General features: G+C 54.1%; 14 protein-coding genes. 8 read left to right on the top strand and 6 right to left on the bottom strand.

Annotated features, from left to right (window positions below; translation table 11 throughout):
- Positions 1 to 32: 32 nt before the first annotated feature.
- On the bottom strand, positions 33 to 1,070 hold the full coding sequence (locus WJU16_RS14350; RefSeq protein WP_341834179.1) for a hypothetical protein: 1,038 nt from the start codon (positions 1,068 to 1,070) through the stop codon (positions 33 to 35).
- Between the two features lie 25 nt (positions 1,071 to 1,095).
- Positions 1,096 to 1,581 carry an RNA polymerase sigma factor gene (locus WJU16_RS14345; RefSeq protein WP_341834178.1) on the bottom strand — a complete coding sequence of 162 codons (486 nt, stop codon included), beginning with the start codon at positions 1,579 to 1,581 and terminating at the stop codon, positions 1,096 to 1,098.
- Between the two features lie 388 nt (positions 1,582 to 1,969).
- Between WJU16_RS14345 and kbl the strand changes: the two genes are divergently transcribed.
- The 5 genes from kbl to WJU16_RS14320 all read left to right on the top strand — a co-directional run bounded on the left by kbl (position 1,970) and on the right by WJU16_RS14320 (position 6,848).
- On the top strand, positions 1,970 to 3,172 hold the full coding sequence (kbl, locus tag WJU16_RS14340) for a glycine C-acetyltransferase (protein WP_341834177.1): 1,203 nt from the start codon (positions 1,970 to 1,972) through the stop codon (positions 3,170 to 3,172).
- Between the two features lie 143 nt (positions 3,173 to 3,315).
- Positions 3,316 to 4,080 carry a penicillin-binding transpeptidase domain-containing protein gene (locus WJU16_RS14335; protein ID WP_341834176.1) on the top strand — a complete coding sequence of 255 codons (765 nt, stop codon included), beginning with the start codon at positions 3,316 to 3,318 and terminating at the stop codon, positions 4,078 to 4,080.
- A gap of 108 nt (positions 4,081 to 4,188) precedes the next feature.
- Positions 4,189 to 5,229, top strand: coding sequence for a VWA domain-containing protein (locus WJU16_RS14330; protein ID WP_341834175.1), 1,041 nt, complete (start codon positions 4,189 to 4,191; stop codon positions 5,227 to 5,229).
- The gene (locus tag WJU16_RS14325) at positions 5,226 to 5,984 is read left to right on the top strand and encodes a tetratricopeptide repeat protein (protein ID WP_341834174.1); all 759 of its coding nucleotides are present in this window, start codon (positions 5,226 to 5,228) and stop codon (positions 5,982 to 5,984) included. The genes WJU16_RS14330 and WJU16_RS14325 overlap by 4 nt, the downstream gene beginning before the upstream one ends.
- Positions 5,985 to 6,011: 27 nt before the next feature.
- On the top strand, positions 6,012 to 6,848 hold the full coding sequence (locus WJU16_RS14320) for a YitT family protein (RefSeq protein WP_341834173.1): 837 nt from the start codon (positions 6,012 to 6,014) through the stop codon (positions 6,846 to 6,848).
- Positions 6,849 to 7,010: 162 nt separating this feature from the next.
- On the opposite strand, the gene WJU16_RS14315 is transcribed toward WJU16_RS14320, so the two are convergent.
- Positions 7,011 to 7,871 carry a helix-turn-helix domain-containing protein gene (locus WJU16_RS14315; protein WP_341834172.1) on the bottom strand — a complete coding sequence of 287 codons (861 nt, stop codon included), beginning with the start codon at positions 7,869 to 7,871 and terminating at the stop codon, positions 7,011 to 7,013.
- Positions 7,872 to 8,153: 282 nt separating this feature from the next.
- On the opposite strand from WJU16_RS14315, the gene ispG reads away from it, so the two are divergent.
- Both ispG and WJU16_RS14305 read left to right on the top strand, forming a co-directional pair.
- Positions 8,154 to 10,091: a (E)-4-hydroxy-3-methylbut-2-enyl-diphosphate synthase gene (gene ispG, locus WJU16_RS14310; protein WP_341834171.1), complete on the top strand. Its 1,938-nt coding sequence runs from the start codon at positions 8,154 to 8,156 to the stop codon at positions 10,089 to 10,091.
- A gap of 302 nt (positions 10,092 to 10,393) precedes the next feature.
- Complete coding sequence (locus WJU16_RS14305; protein ID WP_341834170.1) at positions 10,394 to 10,960, top strand: hypothetical protein; 567 nt, start codon at positions 10,394 to 10,396, stop codon at positions 10,958 to 10,960.
- 52 nt (positions 10,961 to 11,012) lie between these two features.
- Here WJU16_RS14305 and metH read toward each other — a convergent pair whose 3' ends face one another.
- Both metH and WJU16_RS14295 read right to left on the bottom strand, forming a co-directional pair.
- The gene (gene metH / locus WJU16_RS14300) at positions 11,013 to 13,712 is read right to left on the bottom strand and encodes a methionine synthase (protein WP_341834169.1); all 2,700 of its coding nucleotides are present in this window, start codon (positions 13,710 to 13,712) and stop codon (positions 11,013 to 11,015) included.
- Positions 13,713 to 13,730: 18 nt separating this feature from the next.
- Positions 13,731 to 14,747, bottom strand: a complete 1,017-nt coding sequence (locus WJU16_RS14295) for a homocysteine S-methyltransferase family protein (protein ID WP_341834168.1) — start codon at positions 14,745 to 14,747, stop codon at positions 13,731 to 13,733.
- 450 nt (positions 14,748 to 15,197) lie between these two features.
- On the opposite strand from WJU16_RS14295, the gene WJU16_RS14290 reads away from it, so the two are divergent.
- Positions 15,198 to 15,386: a hypothetical protein gene (locus tag WJU16_RS14290; protein WP_341834167.1), complete on the top strand. Its 189-nt coding sequence runs from the start codon at positions 15,198 to 15,200 to the stop codon at positions 15,384 to 15,386.
- A gap of 248 nt (positions 15,387 to 15,634) precedes the next feature.
- On the opposite strand, the gene WJU16_RS14285 is transcribed toward WJU16_RS14290, so the two are convergent.
- Entirely contained in the window at positions 15,635 to 16,321 is a 687-nt protein-coding gene (locus tag WJU16_RS14285; protein WP_341834166.1) for a ComF family protein, read from the bottom strand.
- Positions 16,322 to 16,331 lie beyond the last annotated feature (10 nt).

The raw sequence follows: 16,331 nt of genomic DNA, 5'->3' as shown, positions 1-16,331 counted from the left end.
TTTCTATCCCGTTTTACCGGTTAGTTGGATGATTATTTATTTCTTTTTTTGGCAAAGATGCGCGCAACGTTCGTCACTTTATCGAGCACCTTGCTTTCAATTCCATTGCCCGTTACCGACATGATCAGTTCGCCTGGCGGCTCGGGAGCGGCGGTAGCGAGTGATGCGGTATGTTGCACGTCGATAGACGTTTTCACGGCGGGGGCGGGTTGCTGGCGGATGCCGGCGGGCGTTCCGGAGATGCCGGCGGCGACAGCAGGCGCTTCCTCGCCGGGCGACGGCCGGTCGAGGGTATTCAGCGCCAGGAGGGCTCCGGAGGTGGCCGGAGTTTCGTCTCGCAGGGCGTCCGGGGCGGCGGCATTCGCGGGGGCCTGTGCGACGGGGGGCGGCGCCTGTTTAACGGCAGCGCGCGGTTGCGGTTGCGGCGTGGCGTCTGCCAGCACGGCGGTATTTTCCGTTTCGGTTGTAGCGGCGGGCAGCCGGGTTTCGGCCGGCGGGATAACGGCGGGCGAAGCGGGCTGGCTTACCACTGCTACGGGCGGGGGAATCGCCGCGGTATCATCGGTCCGGAAGGAATTACGCAGCAGGAAAAGAGAACCGGCGAGCATGGCGGCGGCGGCCCACCAGAGGCGGCGGTCCATCCGTACCACGCGTTGCTTTTCAGCATGGCGGTAAAGGGGGGATTTATCGCCGAAGGTTACCGACAGGTCGGGCTGCAGGCGTGCCTTTTCCCAGACCGCCAGTTCGGAGCGCAGGGCGGGATGTTCGTCCATGAAGGCTTCGAGGGCGCGGGCCTCCGCGGGGGCCAGTTCTCCGTCGAGGTACTCGAGGAGTACGGTTTCGTAATTCCTTTCGGGAGCGGCGGCCTGCCGGTATAGGGAAGCCTTATTATCAAATGCGGGGGTATCGGGGGTCAGTTTGACCGCCAGCAATTGGTCGAGCTCCGCTCGCACCTGGGGGTGTGCGGCCACGAAAGCCTCCAGTGCGGTGGCTTCTTCGGGGCTGAGTTCTCCGTCTACATAATTGTAGAGATACTCCTCGTAGTTTGATATGTGAATGTCTACTGACATAAATTTCCGATTTTGAATACCTTAACTAAATCACATTTTCCATTTTCACGAGATATTCCTTGAGGTGCGCCCTGGCCCGGTGGAGGTAAACTTTCACCTGCGAGGCGTTCAGCTTCATGATCTCACCTATTTCTTCGTAACTGTATCCTTCGTAATCCTTCAGCACGATGAGCGATCGCTGGACGTCGCTCAGCCGGTCGAGGGCTTTCTCTATGATACTCCGTGCGTTATGTATCTTCTGTTCTGAAATTTTCGTTTCCTCCCGGAACTCTTCCACCAATGTCACCCGTTTCACCTTACGCACATGATCAATCATATTATGGTAGGCCACCGTGAACAGGTAGCTCTTGGCCTTATCAAAAGGCACATCACTAACGTGTTTCCATAATATTTCGAATGCGTTCTGGACAACATCCCGGGCATCTTCCGAATGGCCCAGGTTCTTCACGATGAACCGGAAGAGATTATCGCTGTACAGGTCGACGCATTTGTTGTACTCCTTTTCCGTCATCCGGCGATAGGTTCTTTAGCGTGCGAAGTTCCGACAAATTGTTGAATAGTGCCTCTTACCGGGTTTTTAGCCCCCGGCAGGCCTCAGCGCTATGACAATTCTCAGGTATGCACATGCCTCCAGACCCGATCGACCGCCTCTACCTGGCACAAATTGCACCATAAGGTAAAAAAACGTCAAAAATCCCGTCGTTAGCACCCGCAAACAGTTCGTCTCGTCATAATCCAACCGTCTGTGATAATTATATGACGCAAACCGTGATTTAAATGTTACACCTCCGTCAAACTTTTTAGCTTTCGCCCGGTTCCCCCTTTCCACCTGCCCTATCCTCAATACATTTATTGCCCTAACTTTGTTGGTTAGATAAGAGCTATTAAAAAGGTGCAACATGAATCAGAACTTCGTAAAACGTTTACAACTCGAACTGGATGAGATCGAAAACGCCGGCTTGTACAAGCGGGAAAGGATCATCACCTCCGAGCAGGGCGCCGAGATCACCGTGGGTGGCAACACCGTCATCAATCTCTGCGCGAACAACTACCTCGGACTTTCGTCTCACCCCAAAGTGATCGCCGCCGCCCGGGAAGCCATCGACACCCACGGCTACGGCATGAGCAGCGTTCGGTTCATCTGCGGCACCCAGGACATCCACCGTGAACTGGAAGAGAAAATCTCCAAATTCCTCGGCATGGAAGACACCATCCTTTACGTAGCGGCTTTCGACGCCAACGGCGGCGTTTTCGAACCCCTCTTCGGCGAGCAGGACGCCATTATCTCCGACGCCCTCAACCACGCTTCCATCATCGACGGCGTGCGCCTCTGCAAAGCACAGCGCTTCCGTTACGAACATAACAACATGGCCGACCTGGAAGCCAAACTCCAGGAAGCCCAGGGCGCCCGCAGCCGCATTATCGTGACCGACGGCTCCTTCTCCATGGACGGCACCATCGCGCAACTCGATAAAATCTGCGACCTGGCCGACAAATACGACGCCATCGTTATGAGCGACGAATCCCACTCCAGCGGCTTCCTTGGCAAAACCGGCCGCGGCACCCACGAATACCGCGGGGTGATGGGCCGCGTCGATATCATCACCGGTACCCTCGGCAAGGCCCTCGGCGGCGCTTCCGGCGGTTTCACCAGTGGCCCGAAAGCCGTGATCGACATCCTGCGCCAGCGCAGCCGTCCGTACCTGTTCTCCAACTCCGTGGCCCCCAGCATCGTAGGCGCGTCCATCGCCGTGCTCGACATGTTAAGCGAAACCACCGAGCTGCGCGACCAGCTGGAATTCAATACCAAGTACTTCCGTGAGAAGATGACCGCCGCCGGGTTCGACATCAAGCCGGGCGACCACCCCATTGTTCCCGTGATGCTGTACGACGCAAAGCTGAGCCAGGAATTCGCCGACAGGCTGCTGAAGGAAGGCATCTATGTGATCGGTTTCTTTTATCCCGTTGTGCCCAAAGGCCAGGCGCGCATCCGCGTGCAGCTGAGCGCAGCACATACGCAGGCGCACCTCGACAAGGCGATCGCCGCTTTCACCAAGATCGGCAAAGAGCTGGGTGTGTTGAAATCAGTCGAAAAGGTATAACCATAGAAATACATATCACCCTCTAAGGCGGCTCTGGCCGCCTTTTTCATGCCCCTTCTCCCGAAAACCTGATTTGCATCATCCCGGCTTTTACTTTTGAAGCCTTACTTTTGCATTCACTGATTAAAAAAATTTACCGCCTGATGAAACGATTCGGCCTGTTACTGATCGCCGTGGCCCTGGGGCTCGGCGCCTGCACTCCCAACAACGTGAAAGATGCGAAAGAGTGGCAGCAACACTTCGCGAAACATAAGCTGGAAGGGAGCTTTATGCTGTTCGACAATGGACAGGGCACCTTCCGCGTATATAATATCGAGCGCGCCAAAGAGCGATTCGTGCCGGCGGGCGTTTTCGAGATTTTCCTGTCTATTACCGGCCTGCAAACAGGCGCCATCAGCGATACCAATATGGTCACCGCCGCCGGTCCTTTCCACCAGGCATTCCGCAACGGATCGGCGATCGCCTTCCAGGAAGTGGCCCGGGCCATCGGGAAAGATACACTCCAGCACTGGCTGGATACCGTAGGCTTCGGGAATAAAAAAATCAGCCGGATAGACACCTTCTGGCTCGATAACTCCCTACAAATCAGCGCCGATGAAGTGCTCGGCTTTACCAAACAACTCTATTTCAACCAACTTCCCTACCAACGCCGCGCCCAGGAACTGACCGCGGGGCTCATGGTCATGGAAAAGACGGATAAATTCATTTTCGCGTGGAAGTCGGGCTACGGCAACATGGGCAGCAAGCGGATCGGCTGGGTAACCGGCTGGATCGAGGAAAACCGCCATCCTTCTTTCTTCGTCCTCAATTTCGAGACGGAAAACCCTTCTGCCGACATGAACGCCCTCGGGATGGAGGTGACACGCGCGATCCTGGGCAGCGAAGGTTTTTACAAAGGGGAGAAATAGGCTGTTAAAAAACTGATAAAACCTTTCCCCCTGCCCTTGTAATACGTTATAAAAAATTTATTTTTGAATCACTTCCCGGCCTTTGCCCGGGAAGTGGCGTTTTACAACATGCTTAGATTCCAACATACTGAATACTTGTGGGCCTTCACGTTGCTCATTGTGCTGGCGCTCGCTTTCACCTGGGTAACGGTGTGGAAGCGGAGGTCTATCCGCCGTATCGGCGACCCCGGGATGGTGGAAAAGCTTTTCAGCGGCTATTCCCGCAGGCTTTTCACCGTTAAGTTCATCCTTATTTTCCTCGCGTTCTTCTTCGGCGTGATCGGTCTGGCAAATCTCCAGAAAGGCAGCCGCGTCGAAAAGATCACCCGCAAAGGCGTGGACGTGATCATCGCGCTGGACGTGAGCAAGAGCATGCTCGCCAACGACGCCAAGCCAGACCGGCTTACGCGCGCCAAGCAGCTAGTGACCAAGCTCATGGAGAAAATGGACAATGACCGTATCGGCATGGTTGTTTTTGCTGGGAACGCGTATCTCCAGATGCCGCTGACCGTCGACTATTCCGCCGCGCGCATGTACCTGGGCAGCATCACGCCCGACCTCATCCCGCGCCAGGGCACCGAAATCGGCGAAGCCATTCGCGTGAGCGATGAGGCGTTCAACAAAAAGGAACGCAAGCATAAGGCGCTCATCATCATTTCTGACGGGGAAGATCACCAGGAAGGCGCAGTTACCGAAGCCAAAAAAGCCCTGGAAAATGGTGTGGTCATCTATACCGTAGGGATCGGATCCCCCACCGGCTCACCGCTCCCCGACCTGGAATCCGGCGGCGTTAAAAAAGACAACGAAGGTAAAACCGTTATATCCAAACTCAATGAAGACGGGCTGAAGAAGCTCGCCTCCACCGGCAAGGGCATGTACCTCCAGCTGCTCAATAATACCGACGAGGTGGTGGAAGCCCTGGCCGACCGCATTGATAAAATGGAACAGAAAGAGTTTGGAGAAAACGTTTTCACCGATTACAACAGTTATTTTCAATACTTCCTTGGCATCTGCCTGGTGCTCATCGTGCTGGAATTCTTCATCCCTGAAGGAACTTCCCGCAAGAAAACCAACATTTTGCCCGGGATTCAAAAAGCGGAGGCCGCATGAAAAACATCTTCCTTCCTGCCGTAACGATCCTCGCTTCGCTCGTGGCGCTGACACTGCCGGCGGCCGCCCAGCAAGGCACGTCCAAATATCTCCGCGAAGGCAACGCCCAATATAAAAAGCAACAATACGCCGACGCGGAAGCCAGCTACAAAAAAGCCCTGGAACGCAACGCCCGCTCCATGGAAGGCAACTTCAACCTCGGCAATTCCCTCTACGAACAAAAACGCTACGAAGCCGCGCGCCAGCAATACGCCAACGCCCTCAAAACACCCTCCAGGAAAGAAAATGCAGCCGACGCCAATTATAACATCGGCAATACTTTCATGGAAGATAAAAAATGGGAAGAAAGCATCGCCGCGTACAAAAAAGCCCTGAAAGCCAATCCAGCCGACGAACAGGCGCGCTACAACCTCGCCTACGCGCAGGAAATGCTGAAGAAACAACAACAGCAAAACAGCGACGGAAAGGATAACAAAGAACAAAAAGACAAAGACAAACAGAAAGATAAACAGGACCAGCAGAACAAAGACAAGCAGGACCAGAAAGATCAGAAAGACCAGCAGGATCAAAAGGACCAGCAGGATCAAAAAGACCAGAAAGATCAAAACCAGCAGCCTAAGCCCAAGCCCAGCAAGCTCACCCAGGAAGAAGCCAAACGCCTGCTCCAGGCCCTGGCACAGCAGGAGAAAAAGCTGCAGGAAGATAAGATGAAGAAGACCAAGGGCACGCCCGTGAGTGTGGAAAAGGACTGGTAATTTCCAGCCTTCCCGTACCTTTGCGGCATGAAACTGCACGCCAGGAACATTTTCCTGATTATTCTCGGGTCTTTCATTTTCGCCATCGGCATTAACTTTCTTGCCATCCCCAGCCAGCTCTCCGAAGGCGGGGTGATCGGTATTTCCATATTGACGCATTACCTTTTCGGATGGTCTGCGGGCGCCGTGAACCTCGCGATAAACGCCGTGCTCATGATCGCGGGATGGCGCCTCCTGAACCGGCGAACTGTCATCTACACCATTATTTCCATCATCTTTTGTTCCTTTTTCCTGTATCTCACGGAAGCCGACCGGGAGCCGCCCACCCATGATCCGTTGCTGGCGGCCATCTTTGCGGGTTTGCTTGTAGGCATCGGCCTGGGGCTCGTTTTCCTGTCCGGCGGCACCACCGGCGGCGCGTCCATCGTGGCGCGGGTATTGAACAAATACTTCGGCTGGAGCCTCGGCAACGCGATCCTCGTGTTTGACGTGGTGGTTATCTCCGGGGGGATTTTCATGATCGGGATCGAGCGCACCATGTACACCTTCATCGCCGTTTACATCGGCGCGAGAATGGTGGATTACATCGTGGAAGGCTTCAACACCAAACGCGCCGTTACCATCATCTCCCCTTTCTCCGCCATCATCGCTGAAAAAATCACCCGCAACATGAACCGCGGCGCCACCGTGCTGCATGGCCACGGCGCTTATACGAAAGATCCCAAAGAAGTGCTTTACGTGATCATCAACAAACAGGAACTGATGGAACTGAAAAGAGTCGTCGCGGAAGTGGATGCCGAAGCGTTTACGGTCATCCATGAAGTGCATGAAGTGTTGGGCCGGGGGTTCTCTATCGGGAAATAAAAAACCGCCCCGGTCGTGGGACGGCTTTTTCGCTTACTTTCCTTTCCAAATGTAAAAAAACGCGCCTGAAACGCGTTATTAAGCATGGTTTCCGTTTATACAAGTGTAAAAGTAACGCTGTAATTCTCCCCGGAGTTTGGACAAAAAGACAATTTCATTGTACTATTTGAACACCGTTTCGCGGAATTCGTGGGGTGAAATACCGGTATGATGCCGGAAGAAACGGCTGAAATACGCCGGGTCCTCGAACCCCAGCTCATAACAGATTTCCTTCACATTCCGGTTGCTGAAAGCCAGTTGCCGCTTGGCTTCGAGAATAAGGCGGTCGTGCACCATGTCGGTCACCGTTTTGTTGATGGCCTCCTTCGCGATTTCATTTAACCGCTTGGCCGTCAATGAGAAGTGTGCGGCATAGAATCCTGCCTGATGCTCCTGGCGGAAGTTCTTCTCTACCAGCCGCCGCAGCTGGATGATCCGGGCGTCGTGGTTGTGCGCGTCCGGACCGTTCACGGGGTTTTGCTTTTTCTCCCGTTCAGACAGCAACAAAAACGCATTCAGGTAATGCTTGATGACACTACTGTTGCTCCCCTCGCGCCAAAGCTCGGCCTGCATGAGGGAAATGATCTTTTGCATGGATTCCGCCGCTTCGTTTCCGATCCGGATCGGCGCATATTCCTGCGAATCATCGAAAAGCGTGGTGAAATCGTATAAGGTTTGACGTTCGTGTTTATTTTCCCAATAAAACTGTTCGGTAAACGTGATGCTAAATCCGAAAAAGCCGGATTTCGGCAACTGGTGAACCTGTCCGGGACGGAGAAGAAAGAGGGTGTTGTCGCCCAGTTCATACTTCACGAAATCCACCACATGATCACCGGCGGCTTTGGTGAACCAGAGAATCTGGAACACGTGATGCCGGTGCGGAATGCCCGCATATTCGGTCTGGAAATTCTCCATTTCGAATACGCTGAACTGTCCGTTTAGCGGTATCTGCTGGTAGGGTATGGTATCCACTATCTTGTTCAAATCGATTGACAGATTATTGATTGTCAGGTTATATGGTGGTACGTGCCTTGTCGGTTACAAACATGGCGCTCTGCATGATTTGCTAAAACTAGTCAAATTATCGGGCGGGAAGTTTACCGCTCATATAAAATAACAAAATATGTAGACGCACCGAACGGTGAATAATTTGCTAATTTTGAAAGAAGAATAGGATAAGACGGCGTCTTATTCAATGCTTTTTGCAACAATACAAATTGAATAATCAATTCAATATCAACGAATTAAAAGAACAGAACAGCATTCATGCAATTATATTGCCCATCACTGACGACATACGAACGACTGGCCACTTTAGAAGTGAAAGTGGGCGACCTCATCATCGGAAACCACCACCCGATCCGGATACAAACGATGACGACCACGGATACCATGGATACAATGGGCACCGTGGAGCAATCGATCCGGTGCATCGAGGCAGGCGCGGAACTCGTGCGGATTACGGCTCCGAGCATTAAGGAAGCGCAGAACCTCCTTCCTATCAAGAATGAGTTGCGCAAACGCGGCTACACCACGCCGCTGGTGGCCGACATTCACTTTACGCCCAACGCCGCCGAAGTGGCGGCGCGCATCGTGGAGAAAGTCCGCATCAACCCCGGCAACTACATCGACAAGAAGAAATTCGAATTGCTCGAATATACCGATGCGGAATACCTGGAAGAAATCGACCGCATCCGCGAACGTTTCACGCCGCTGGTGAAAATTTGTAAAGACCACGGCACCGCCATGCGCATCGGCACCAACCATGGTTCCCTCAGCGACCGCATCATGAGCCGCTACGGCGACACCCCGATGGGAATGGTGGAAAGCGCCATGGAATTCCTCCGCATCGCGGAAGACCTCCAATACCGCAATATCGTGCTCAGCATGAAAGCCAGCAACCCGCAGGTGATGGTGCAGGCTTACCGCCTGCTCGTGAGCACTATGCAGCAGGAACTGGGCCATTGCTATCCGCTCCATCTCGGCGTTACCGAAGCCGGCGACGGGGAAGACGGCCGCATCAAATCAGCCGCAGGCATCGGTACTTTGCTGGAAGACGGCATCGGCGACACTATCCGTGTTTCGCTTACCGAAGATCCCGAGTTTGAGCTGCCCGTTTGCCGCGACCTCGTGCGCCGCTATACCCAACGCGCGGGCCACGCGCCCATCGCGCCGGTGGCCGATCCACAGAAATTGCCGTATTCACCGTTCCAGTTCACCAAACGCGCCACCGACGCCGTTGGCAATATCGGCGGCAAACAGGTGCCCGTGGTGGTGGCGGACTTCCGTCATCTCCCCGCGATTTCTCCGGCCGACCTGCAGGGCATCGGTTATCATTACGACGAAGCTACAGACAAGTGGAACATCAGCGACGCGGCGGCCGACTACATTTACACCGGGAAGCAAATCCTGGAGTTCGCGCTGCCTGGCACTTTGCAAGTGATCGTAGATGCGGAAACCTGGCAACAGACCAACGACAAATCCAAATACCATCCGTATTTCAGCGATTTCCGGCAGTTTTCAAACGCTAGTGACGTGGTAAATTTCGTGCAGCTGAATGCTGAGGCGTTGGACAGCGGTTTGCTGGAAAAACTGGCCGGATTGAAAGGAAACGTTATCCCCGTGATCGCCAGCGGCAACGCACACGCCATGGCATCGGTGCGCCGGATGCTCATCGCGATGATGGAGCAAAAACTCCCCCGTCCCGTGATCCTCCAATGTAACAGCGCCGAACAAAATGCCGACCAGGACCTGATCCATTTCGCCACCGAAACCGGCGCCCTCCTGCTCGACGGCTTCGGCGACGGCCTGTGGCTCACCGCCGCCGGGGAATCATCATCTCCCGCAACCATCAATAACGTGGCATTCGGCATCCTCCAGGCCACCCGTTCCCGCATCTCCAAAACTGAATATATCTCCTGCCCCTCCTGCGGCCGCACCTTGTTCGACCTCCAGGAAACCACCGCCCGCATCCGCGCAGTCACCAACCACCTCAAAGGCGTGAAAATCGCCATTATGGGGTGCATCGTAAACGGTCCGGGGGAAATGGCCGACGCCGATTTCGGATATGTAGGCAGCGGCGTAGGAAAAATTACGCTGTACCGGGGAAAAGAAGTCGTAAAACGTGGCCTCAGCAGCGAAGTAGCCGTTACCGAACTCATCAACCTCATCCGTGACAACGGCATGTGGGTAGATGCAAAATAATCCGCACAAACAACTTTGCAAATAAAAAGGGCCGCCCTTACCGGCGGCCCTAAAACTGTAACTGGGGTTAACTTAACAGGTGTACCTTAACTTTCTGAACTGCTTTTTTGGGGCTAAATGCGATCTAATTGCATAGCACAAAGGTAATACCCTCAAGAGGGTAGAGACAAGCGTAATTCTACGCAATTTCCTGCGTGGTTCCCCTATTTTCCACCGCTCCTGTCATAGAAGTGTTATAGAAATCGGTTTCCCGGTATTGTGTTTGTAGTACCCTTTTATCAGAACATCAAAACCATCGTCCCATGAAACACTTACCCATAGCGGGCTTACTGTTGTTCCTCGCCGCCTGCGGCCCCAACACCTCGCGTTCCGATGAACACTCCGATTCCAAAGACACGACCGGCGCGCCTCCGGCAGAAATAGTCATGCAAAAAGACGTGGTGATCCGCCCCCTCAGCGGTTATTTCGTCAACAACTCCGTTAAACTCACCGACAGCGTGGCCTGCTGGATCATCAACAACCCGGAAGAAATGCGGAAAACCTTCGGCATGGCCAAAACGATGAACAATACGATCGACACCATCGATTTCAGCCATAATCTCCTCGCAGCCGTGGTGCTCCGGCCCAGCGATCTCACGCAAACCATCGAACTGTCGCGCTCTTATGTGCTGGACGGCAATATGGAACTGCATTTCGCCATCAAAGTCGATACGCCTAAAACCACTTACACCAAGGCTATGGCCTGGCTCGGCGCCATTCCGAAAACAGATTCGGTGAAAAATATCCGCTTCTTCCGCGGCGATCGCATGTTGACCACGATCAACGCCTCCGACCTCCGCGAAGCGCAGGACATCGACATGAAGCATTAAAAAAAGCGCAACTCCGGAGAATTGCGCTGCTGCATATGGTTTACGGTTACGCCTAATCGAGGCTCGGGCGCAGCCATTTTTCGGCTGTTTCGAGGTCCCAGCCCTTGCGGGTGGCATAATCCTGTAATTGATCGTGATCGATTTTACCCAGGCCGAAATACTTGCCTTCCGGGTTGGCCATATACCATCCGCTCACGCTCGCCGCCGGGTACATCGCCAGCGATTCGGTGAGGGTGATGCCGGTGGACGCGGTGGCGCTCAGCAGATCGAACAGCTTGTATTTTTCGGTGTGTTCCGGACATGCAGGGTAACCCGGCGCCGGGCGGATACCAAGGAATTCTTCGGCGATCAACTGGTCGTTGGTCAGGTGCTCGTTTGCCGCGTAGCCCCAGAATTCTTTCCGCACTCTTTCGTGTAGCAATTCGGTGAACGCTTCCGCGAGGCGGTCGGCCAGCGCTTTGAGCATGATGCTGGAATAATCGTCGTGTTCCTTCTTGAATTTATCCAGCCACTTTTCGATGCCTTCTCCGGCTGTTACGGCGAAACCGCCGATCCAGTCCTGCTTACCGCTGTCTGCCGGCGCGATGAAATCGGACAGGCACATATTCGGTTGGCCGGGGGCTTTCTTGATCTGTTGGCGAAGGAACTCCAGCGGCACCTGTGCGCCATCCGGCGCGGTAACGTTTACGGTATCCGCACCGTTGGAGTTGGCGGGGAAGAAGCCGATCACGGCGCGGGCGGTCAACCACTTTTCGTCGATGATTTTTTTCAGCATGGCCTGCGCATCGTTGTAAAGATGCGTGGCTTCCTTGCCTACTACTTCATCAGAAAGGATGGCGGGGAATTTCCCGTGCAATTCCCAGGCGATGAAGAAGAATTGCCAGTCGATGTATTTCGCGATTTCGGCGAGGTCGTACGATTGGAATTCATGGATCCCGGGCTGGAGGGGCTTTACGGGGTTGAAGGTATTCCAGTCGATGGGTACCTTGTTTTTCCGCGCGTCTTCCAGTTTGAGGTATTGCTTAACCGGTTTTTTATTCTTGAATTGCTCGTTGAGCTTGTGGTATTCTTCTTTTACGCCGGCCAGGAAGTTTTTGTGCAGCGATTTGTTGAGCAGGTTCCCGGTAACGGTAACGCTGCGCGATGCGTCGAGCACGTGAACCACGCCGTTGTCGTATTCAGGTGCGATCTTCACGGCGGTGTGCGTGCGGGAAGTGGTGGCGCCGCCGATCATCAGCGGAATATCGAAGTTCTGGCGTTTCAGTTCGCGGGCGATGTGGACCATTTCGTCGAGGCTCGGGGTGATGAGCCCGCTGAGGCCGATAATGTCTACTTTTTCTTCGCGCGCCGCCTGCAGGATTTTCTCCGCCGGCACCATTACACCGAGGTCTACGATGTCATATCCGTTACAACCGAGTACTACGCCCACGATGTTCTTCCCGATATCGTGCACGTCGCCTTTCACGGTGGCGAGTAGGATTTTTCCCGCGGATTTGATCTCACCGCCATTTTCCGCGACGAGTCTTGCCTTTTCTTCTTCGATGAAAGGCGTGAGCACGGCCACGGATTTTTTCATCACACGCGCGCTTTTCACAACCTGCGGGAGGAACATTTTACCTGAGCCGAACAGGTCGCCGACGATGTTCATGCCATCCATGAGCGGGCCTTCGATTACTTCGAGGGGGCGGGGATATTTCTGGCGGGCTTCTTCGGTGTCTGCTTCGATGTAGTCGGTGATACCGTTCACGAGTGCGTGGCTGAGCCTTTCTTCTACGGTGCCCTTACGCCAGGTTTCATCTTTCTCGATCACTTTCCCTTTCGCCTTCACGGTTTCGGCGTAGGCGATGAGGCGTTCCGTGGCGTCTTCCCGGCGGTTGAGGATGGCGTCTTCCACAAGCTCGCGCATTTCGGGAGTGATCTCATCATAGATCTGGATCATCCCTGCGTTCACGATGCCCATGTCGAGGCCGGCGCGGATGGCGTGGAAGAGGAACACGGAGTGCATGGCTTCACGCATCACGTCGTTGCCGCGGAAAGAGAAGGAAACGTTGCTGACGCCGCCGCTGATTTTGGCGAGCGGCATGCGCTGCTTGATCTGGCGGCAGGCTTCGATGAAGTCTACCGCATAGTTATTGTGTTCTTCGATACCGGTGGCGATGGCGAAGATGTTCGGGTCGAAGATGATGTCCTGCGGATCGAAACCTACGCGGTCTACCAGGATGTCGTAAGCGCGCTGGCAGATGGTGACGCGTTTCTCGAGGGTGTCGGCCTGGCCGTTTTCATCGAAGGCCATTACCACAACGGACGCGCCGTAGCTCTGGCAGATGATCGCCTGTTCGATGAACTTTTCCTCTCCTTCTTTGAGGGAGATGGAGTTGACGATACATTTTCCCTGGAGGCACTTCAGTCCGGCTTCAATTACGCTGAACTTGCTGGAGTCGATCATCACCGGGATGCGGGAGATGTCGGGCTCGGAGGCAAGGAGATTGAGGAAGGTGGTCATGGCTTTTTCGCCGTCGAGGAGGGCGTCGTCCATATTGACGTCTATGATTTGCGCGCCGCTTTCCACCTGTTGGCGGGCAACGGAGAGCGCTTCTTCGTATAGTCCTTCGCGAATGAGCCGCGCGAATTTTTTGGAGCCGGTAACGTTGGTTCTTTCACCTACGTTCAAAAAGTTGGTTTCGGGCCTCACGACGAGCGGTTCGAGGCCGCTGAGCCGCAGGAACGGCTTGATCGTATGTGTTGTACTCATGATGATATGCTCCCGGGCTTAAGCGAGCGTGGTTTCAACGACGGGCAGGGGCCGCGGGGTGATGTCCTTTACATGTTGAGCAATATGACGGATGTGGTCGGGCGTTGTGCCGCAGCATCCACCAACGATATTTACAAATCCTTCGCGTGCGAAGTCTTCCAGGATGCAAGCCGTTTCGTGCGGCGTTTCGTCGTATTCCCCGAAGGTGTTGGGGAGGCCGGCGTTAGGGTAGCAGGAAACGTAGCAGCTGGCGATCTGGGAGAGTTCTTCCACATACGGGCGCATCTGGTTGCCGCCGAGGGCGCAGTTGAGGCCGATGGAGAAAGGTTTCGCGTGCATGACGGAAATGTAGAAAGCTTCGAGGGTTTGTCCGCTGAGGGTACGGCCCGATGCGTCGGTGATGGTGCCGGAGATCATGACGGGCAGCTGCGGGCGGCCGGATTCGCGGAAATATTTCTTGATCGCGAAAATGGCGCCTTTGGCGTTCAGCGTGTCGAAGATCGTTTCAATAAGCAGAATATCTGCGCCTGCTTCCGCCAATGCCTTGATCTGATCGTAATACGCATCTACCACTTCGTCGAAGGTGACGGAGCGGAAGCCCGGATTGTTCACATCGGGAGAGATGGAAAGCGTTTTGTTGAGGGGGCCGATGGCGCCCGCCACGAAGCGGGGTCTTTCGGGATTGGCAGCATTGTACTCATCTGCCACTTTCCGCGCGATTTTCACCGAAGCGGTGTTCATCTCCGAGGCGAGATGCTGCAAGTCGTAATCGGCCTGCGCAATCACCGTTGCGCTAAAAGTATTGGTTTCGAGAATGTCTGCGCCAGCTTCGAGGTACTCGCGATGGATGGCCTCGATAATATCGGGCCGGGTGATGGACAGCAGTTCGTTATTACCTTTCACGTCTGATGGGTGATCGGCAAAACGCGTTCCGCGGTAATCGGATTCCTCTAATTTATATCGCTGGATCATGGTGCCCATAGCACCGTCGATGATGAGAATGCGCTCTGCGGCGCACTGATGCAAAGATTTCATGGCAATGACGTTTATTAGTTACACTTAAAAGATGAAACCCGGGGCCGAACAATAAACAAATCCACCGTCGGGCATTTGCAAAGATAGAAAACTCCGACATAATAAATGAAAGTATGCAAACAGGTGCCTCTCCTTCTACGCCTTGATAAATTTAAATCAGCATAACGTCATGTTTAACAAATAGTTACATTAAAAAACGCCCCACGGCAAAAAAATAATTTTGCATAGTCTATTTAGTCTACTATATTTGTAGGGTAATACAACAGAATCAAAACAGAGACCAACCATTAAACGAATTGACGATGTTATTATTGGAAAGAACAACGGAACCGGATAGTCGCCCCAGGGCGTTTTCCTACCACTGCCGCCCGGCAGCAGGTTGTGGATATATGTGTGGATGCCTTTAACCTGCATCACTTCACTTATTCAGCAACCGAAAATTCTTGAAAAATGGACAATAATGATATCCGGCAGCTTAGCCGGCATCTCGCAAAGCTGGGCCTTGAACAGGTTGTAGCCGAGCGCACCGCTTCCGGCGGAGGATTCAGGATCGTGTACGTGAACCCGAACGCATCTGCTGCGCAGAAAGCGGGTAAGTTCCGCCAGGAAAAGCACAAAGCGAAGAAATCATCCTCTTAAGCTGTAGTTGACATAATGCAACAATTGCGTATTCATAACGTGGAATAGTTACCAAAGACAGGTGTTTTCGAACACCTGTATTTTTTTGTAGCTGCCCAGCCGCATTCACTGCTGATTCATCAACCAAAATCCTATTACCATGCTTCTCCAACCCGGCGGTTTTATCTCCGCGCTTTAGCCTGGGCCATCCAGGCAATAATTTCCCTTCCCGGATTACGGTCCGGGAGCTCCACATCCACATTCTTTGTTTATCGACCAGCCCAGGCCAGACAACACACGCTCAGCTTTGTTTCAGGAGCAGCCTCCAGCACGGCGCGACCGCAAGCCTCGATGGTGGCCCCGGTCGTCAGCACATCGTCTATCAGCAACAAATGGCTCCCGGCAACCGGCAAAGCGCCTTTCCAGGAATAGCCGGCGGCAACATTATTCCAGCGGTCCACCCGCGACCGTTTCGTTTGTGAACTTCCTGCCGCCTCTTTCCGTACGAGCCCCTTCACCATGTTCGGCATGCCTGGTACCGATGCCATTCCTTCTGCCAGCGCTTCCGCCTGGTTATACCCGCGCGTGCGCAACCGCGATGGGTGCAACGGCACCGGCAACAAACCGCTCCACGCTTCCACCCGGTGCTCCCGCAACTGCAAACCCAGCTGCCGGCCCAGGTGCACCGCCACATCGCGGCGGCCACCGTATTTAAACAAATGGATGAGCGCCTGCAGCCCGGATTGCCGGCCGAACACATATCCGGCGGAAGCAAACGCGAGCGGCAACCGCCCCGTCAGCGCTTTCTCCACCGGGTTGCCCCGGATCGCATGAAAGCCCGACGCCGGCAAACGCAATGAACAACGGACGCACAACAGCCGTTCGGAAGTTGAGAGATCCCGCCCGCAAAGCTCACAGGCGTGAGGATACAGCAGATGCAAAAGCGCATGCAGCATAAAAAGGGAG

The organism is Chitinophaga pollutisoli, assembly GCF_038396755.1.
In the GTDB taxonomy this organism is placed as follows: domain Bacteria; phylum Bacteroidota; class Bacteroidia; order Chitinophagales; family Chitinophagaceae; genus Chitinophaga; species Chitinophaga pollutisoli.
The sequence above is the reverse complement of the archived record's forward strand: the minus strand, read 5'-3'. Positions and strand labels throughout refer to the sequence as shown.

What these genes read in the sequence shown, in the direction of transcription:
- WJU16_RS14350 (WP_341834179.1), bottom strand. Translation starts at nt 1,070, where the DNA reads ATGTCAGTAGACATTCACATATCAAACTACGAGGAGTATCTCTACAAT.
- WJU16_RS14345 (WP_341834178.1), bottom strand. Translation starts at nt 1,581, where the DNA reads ATGACGGAAAAGGAGTACAACAAATGCGTCGACCTGTACAGCGATAAT.
- kbl (WP_341834177.1), top strand. Translation starts at nt 1,970, where the DNA reads ATGAATCAGAACTTCGTAAAACGTTTACAACTCGAACTGGATGAGATC.
- WJU16_RS14335 (WP_341834176.1), top strand. Translation starts at nt 3,316, where the DNA reads ATGAAACGATTCGGCCTGTTACTGATCGCCGTGGCCCTGGGGCTCGGC.
- WJU16_RS14330 (WP_341834175.1), top strand. Translation starts at nt 4,189, where the DNA reads ATGCTTAGATTCCAACATACTGAATACTTGTGGGCCTTCACGTTGCTC.
- WJU16_RS14325 (WP_341834174.1), top strand. Translation starts at nt 5,226, where the DNA reads ATGAAAAACATCTTCCTTCCTGCCGTAACGATCCTCGCTTCGCTCGTG.
- WJU16_RS14320 (WP_341834173.1), top strand. Translation starts at nt 6,012, where the DNA reads ATGAAACTGCACGCCAGGAACATTTTCCTGATTATTCTCGGGTCTTTC.
- ispG (WP_341834171.1), top strand. Translation starts at nt 8,154, where the DNA reads ATGCAATTATATTGCCCATCACTGACGACATACGAACGACTGGCCACT.
- WJU16_RS14305 (WP_341834170.1), top strand. Translation starts at nt 10,394, where the DNA reads ATGAAACACTTACCCATAGCGGGCTTACTGTTGTTCCTCGCCGCCTGC.
- metH (WP_341834169.1), bottom strand. Translation starts at nt 13,712, where the DNA reads ATGAGTACAACACATACGATCAAGCCGTTCCTGCGGCTCAGCGGCCTC.
- WJU16_RS14295 (WP_341834168.1), bottom strand. Translation starts at nt 14,747, where the DNA reads ATGAAATCTTTGCATCAGTGCGCCGCAGAGCGCATTCTCATCATCGAC.
- WJU16_RS14290 (WP_341834167.1), top strand. Translation starts at nt 15,198, where the DNA reads ATGGACAATAATGATATCCGGCAGCTTAGCCGGCATCTCGCAAAGCTG.
- WJU16_RS14285 (WP_341834166.1), bottom strand. Translation starts at nt 16,321, where the DNA reads ATGCTGCATGCGCTTTTGCATCTGCTGTATCCTCACGCCTGTGAGCTT.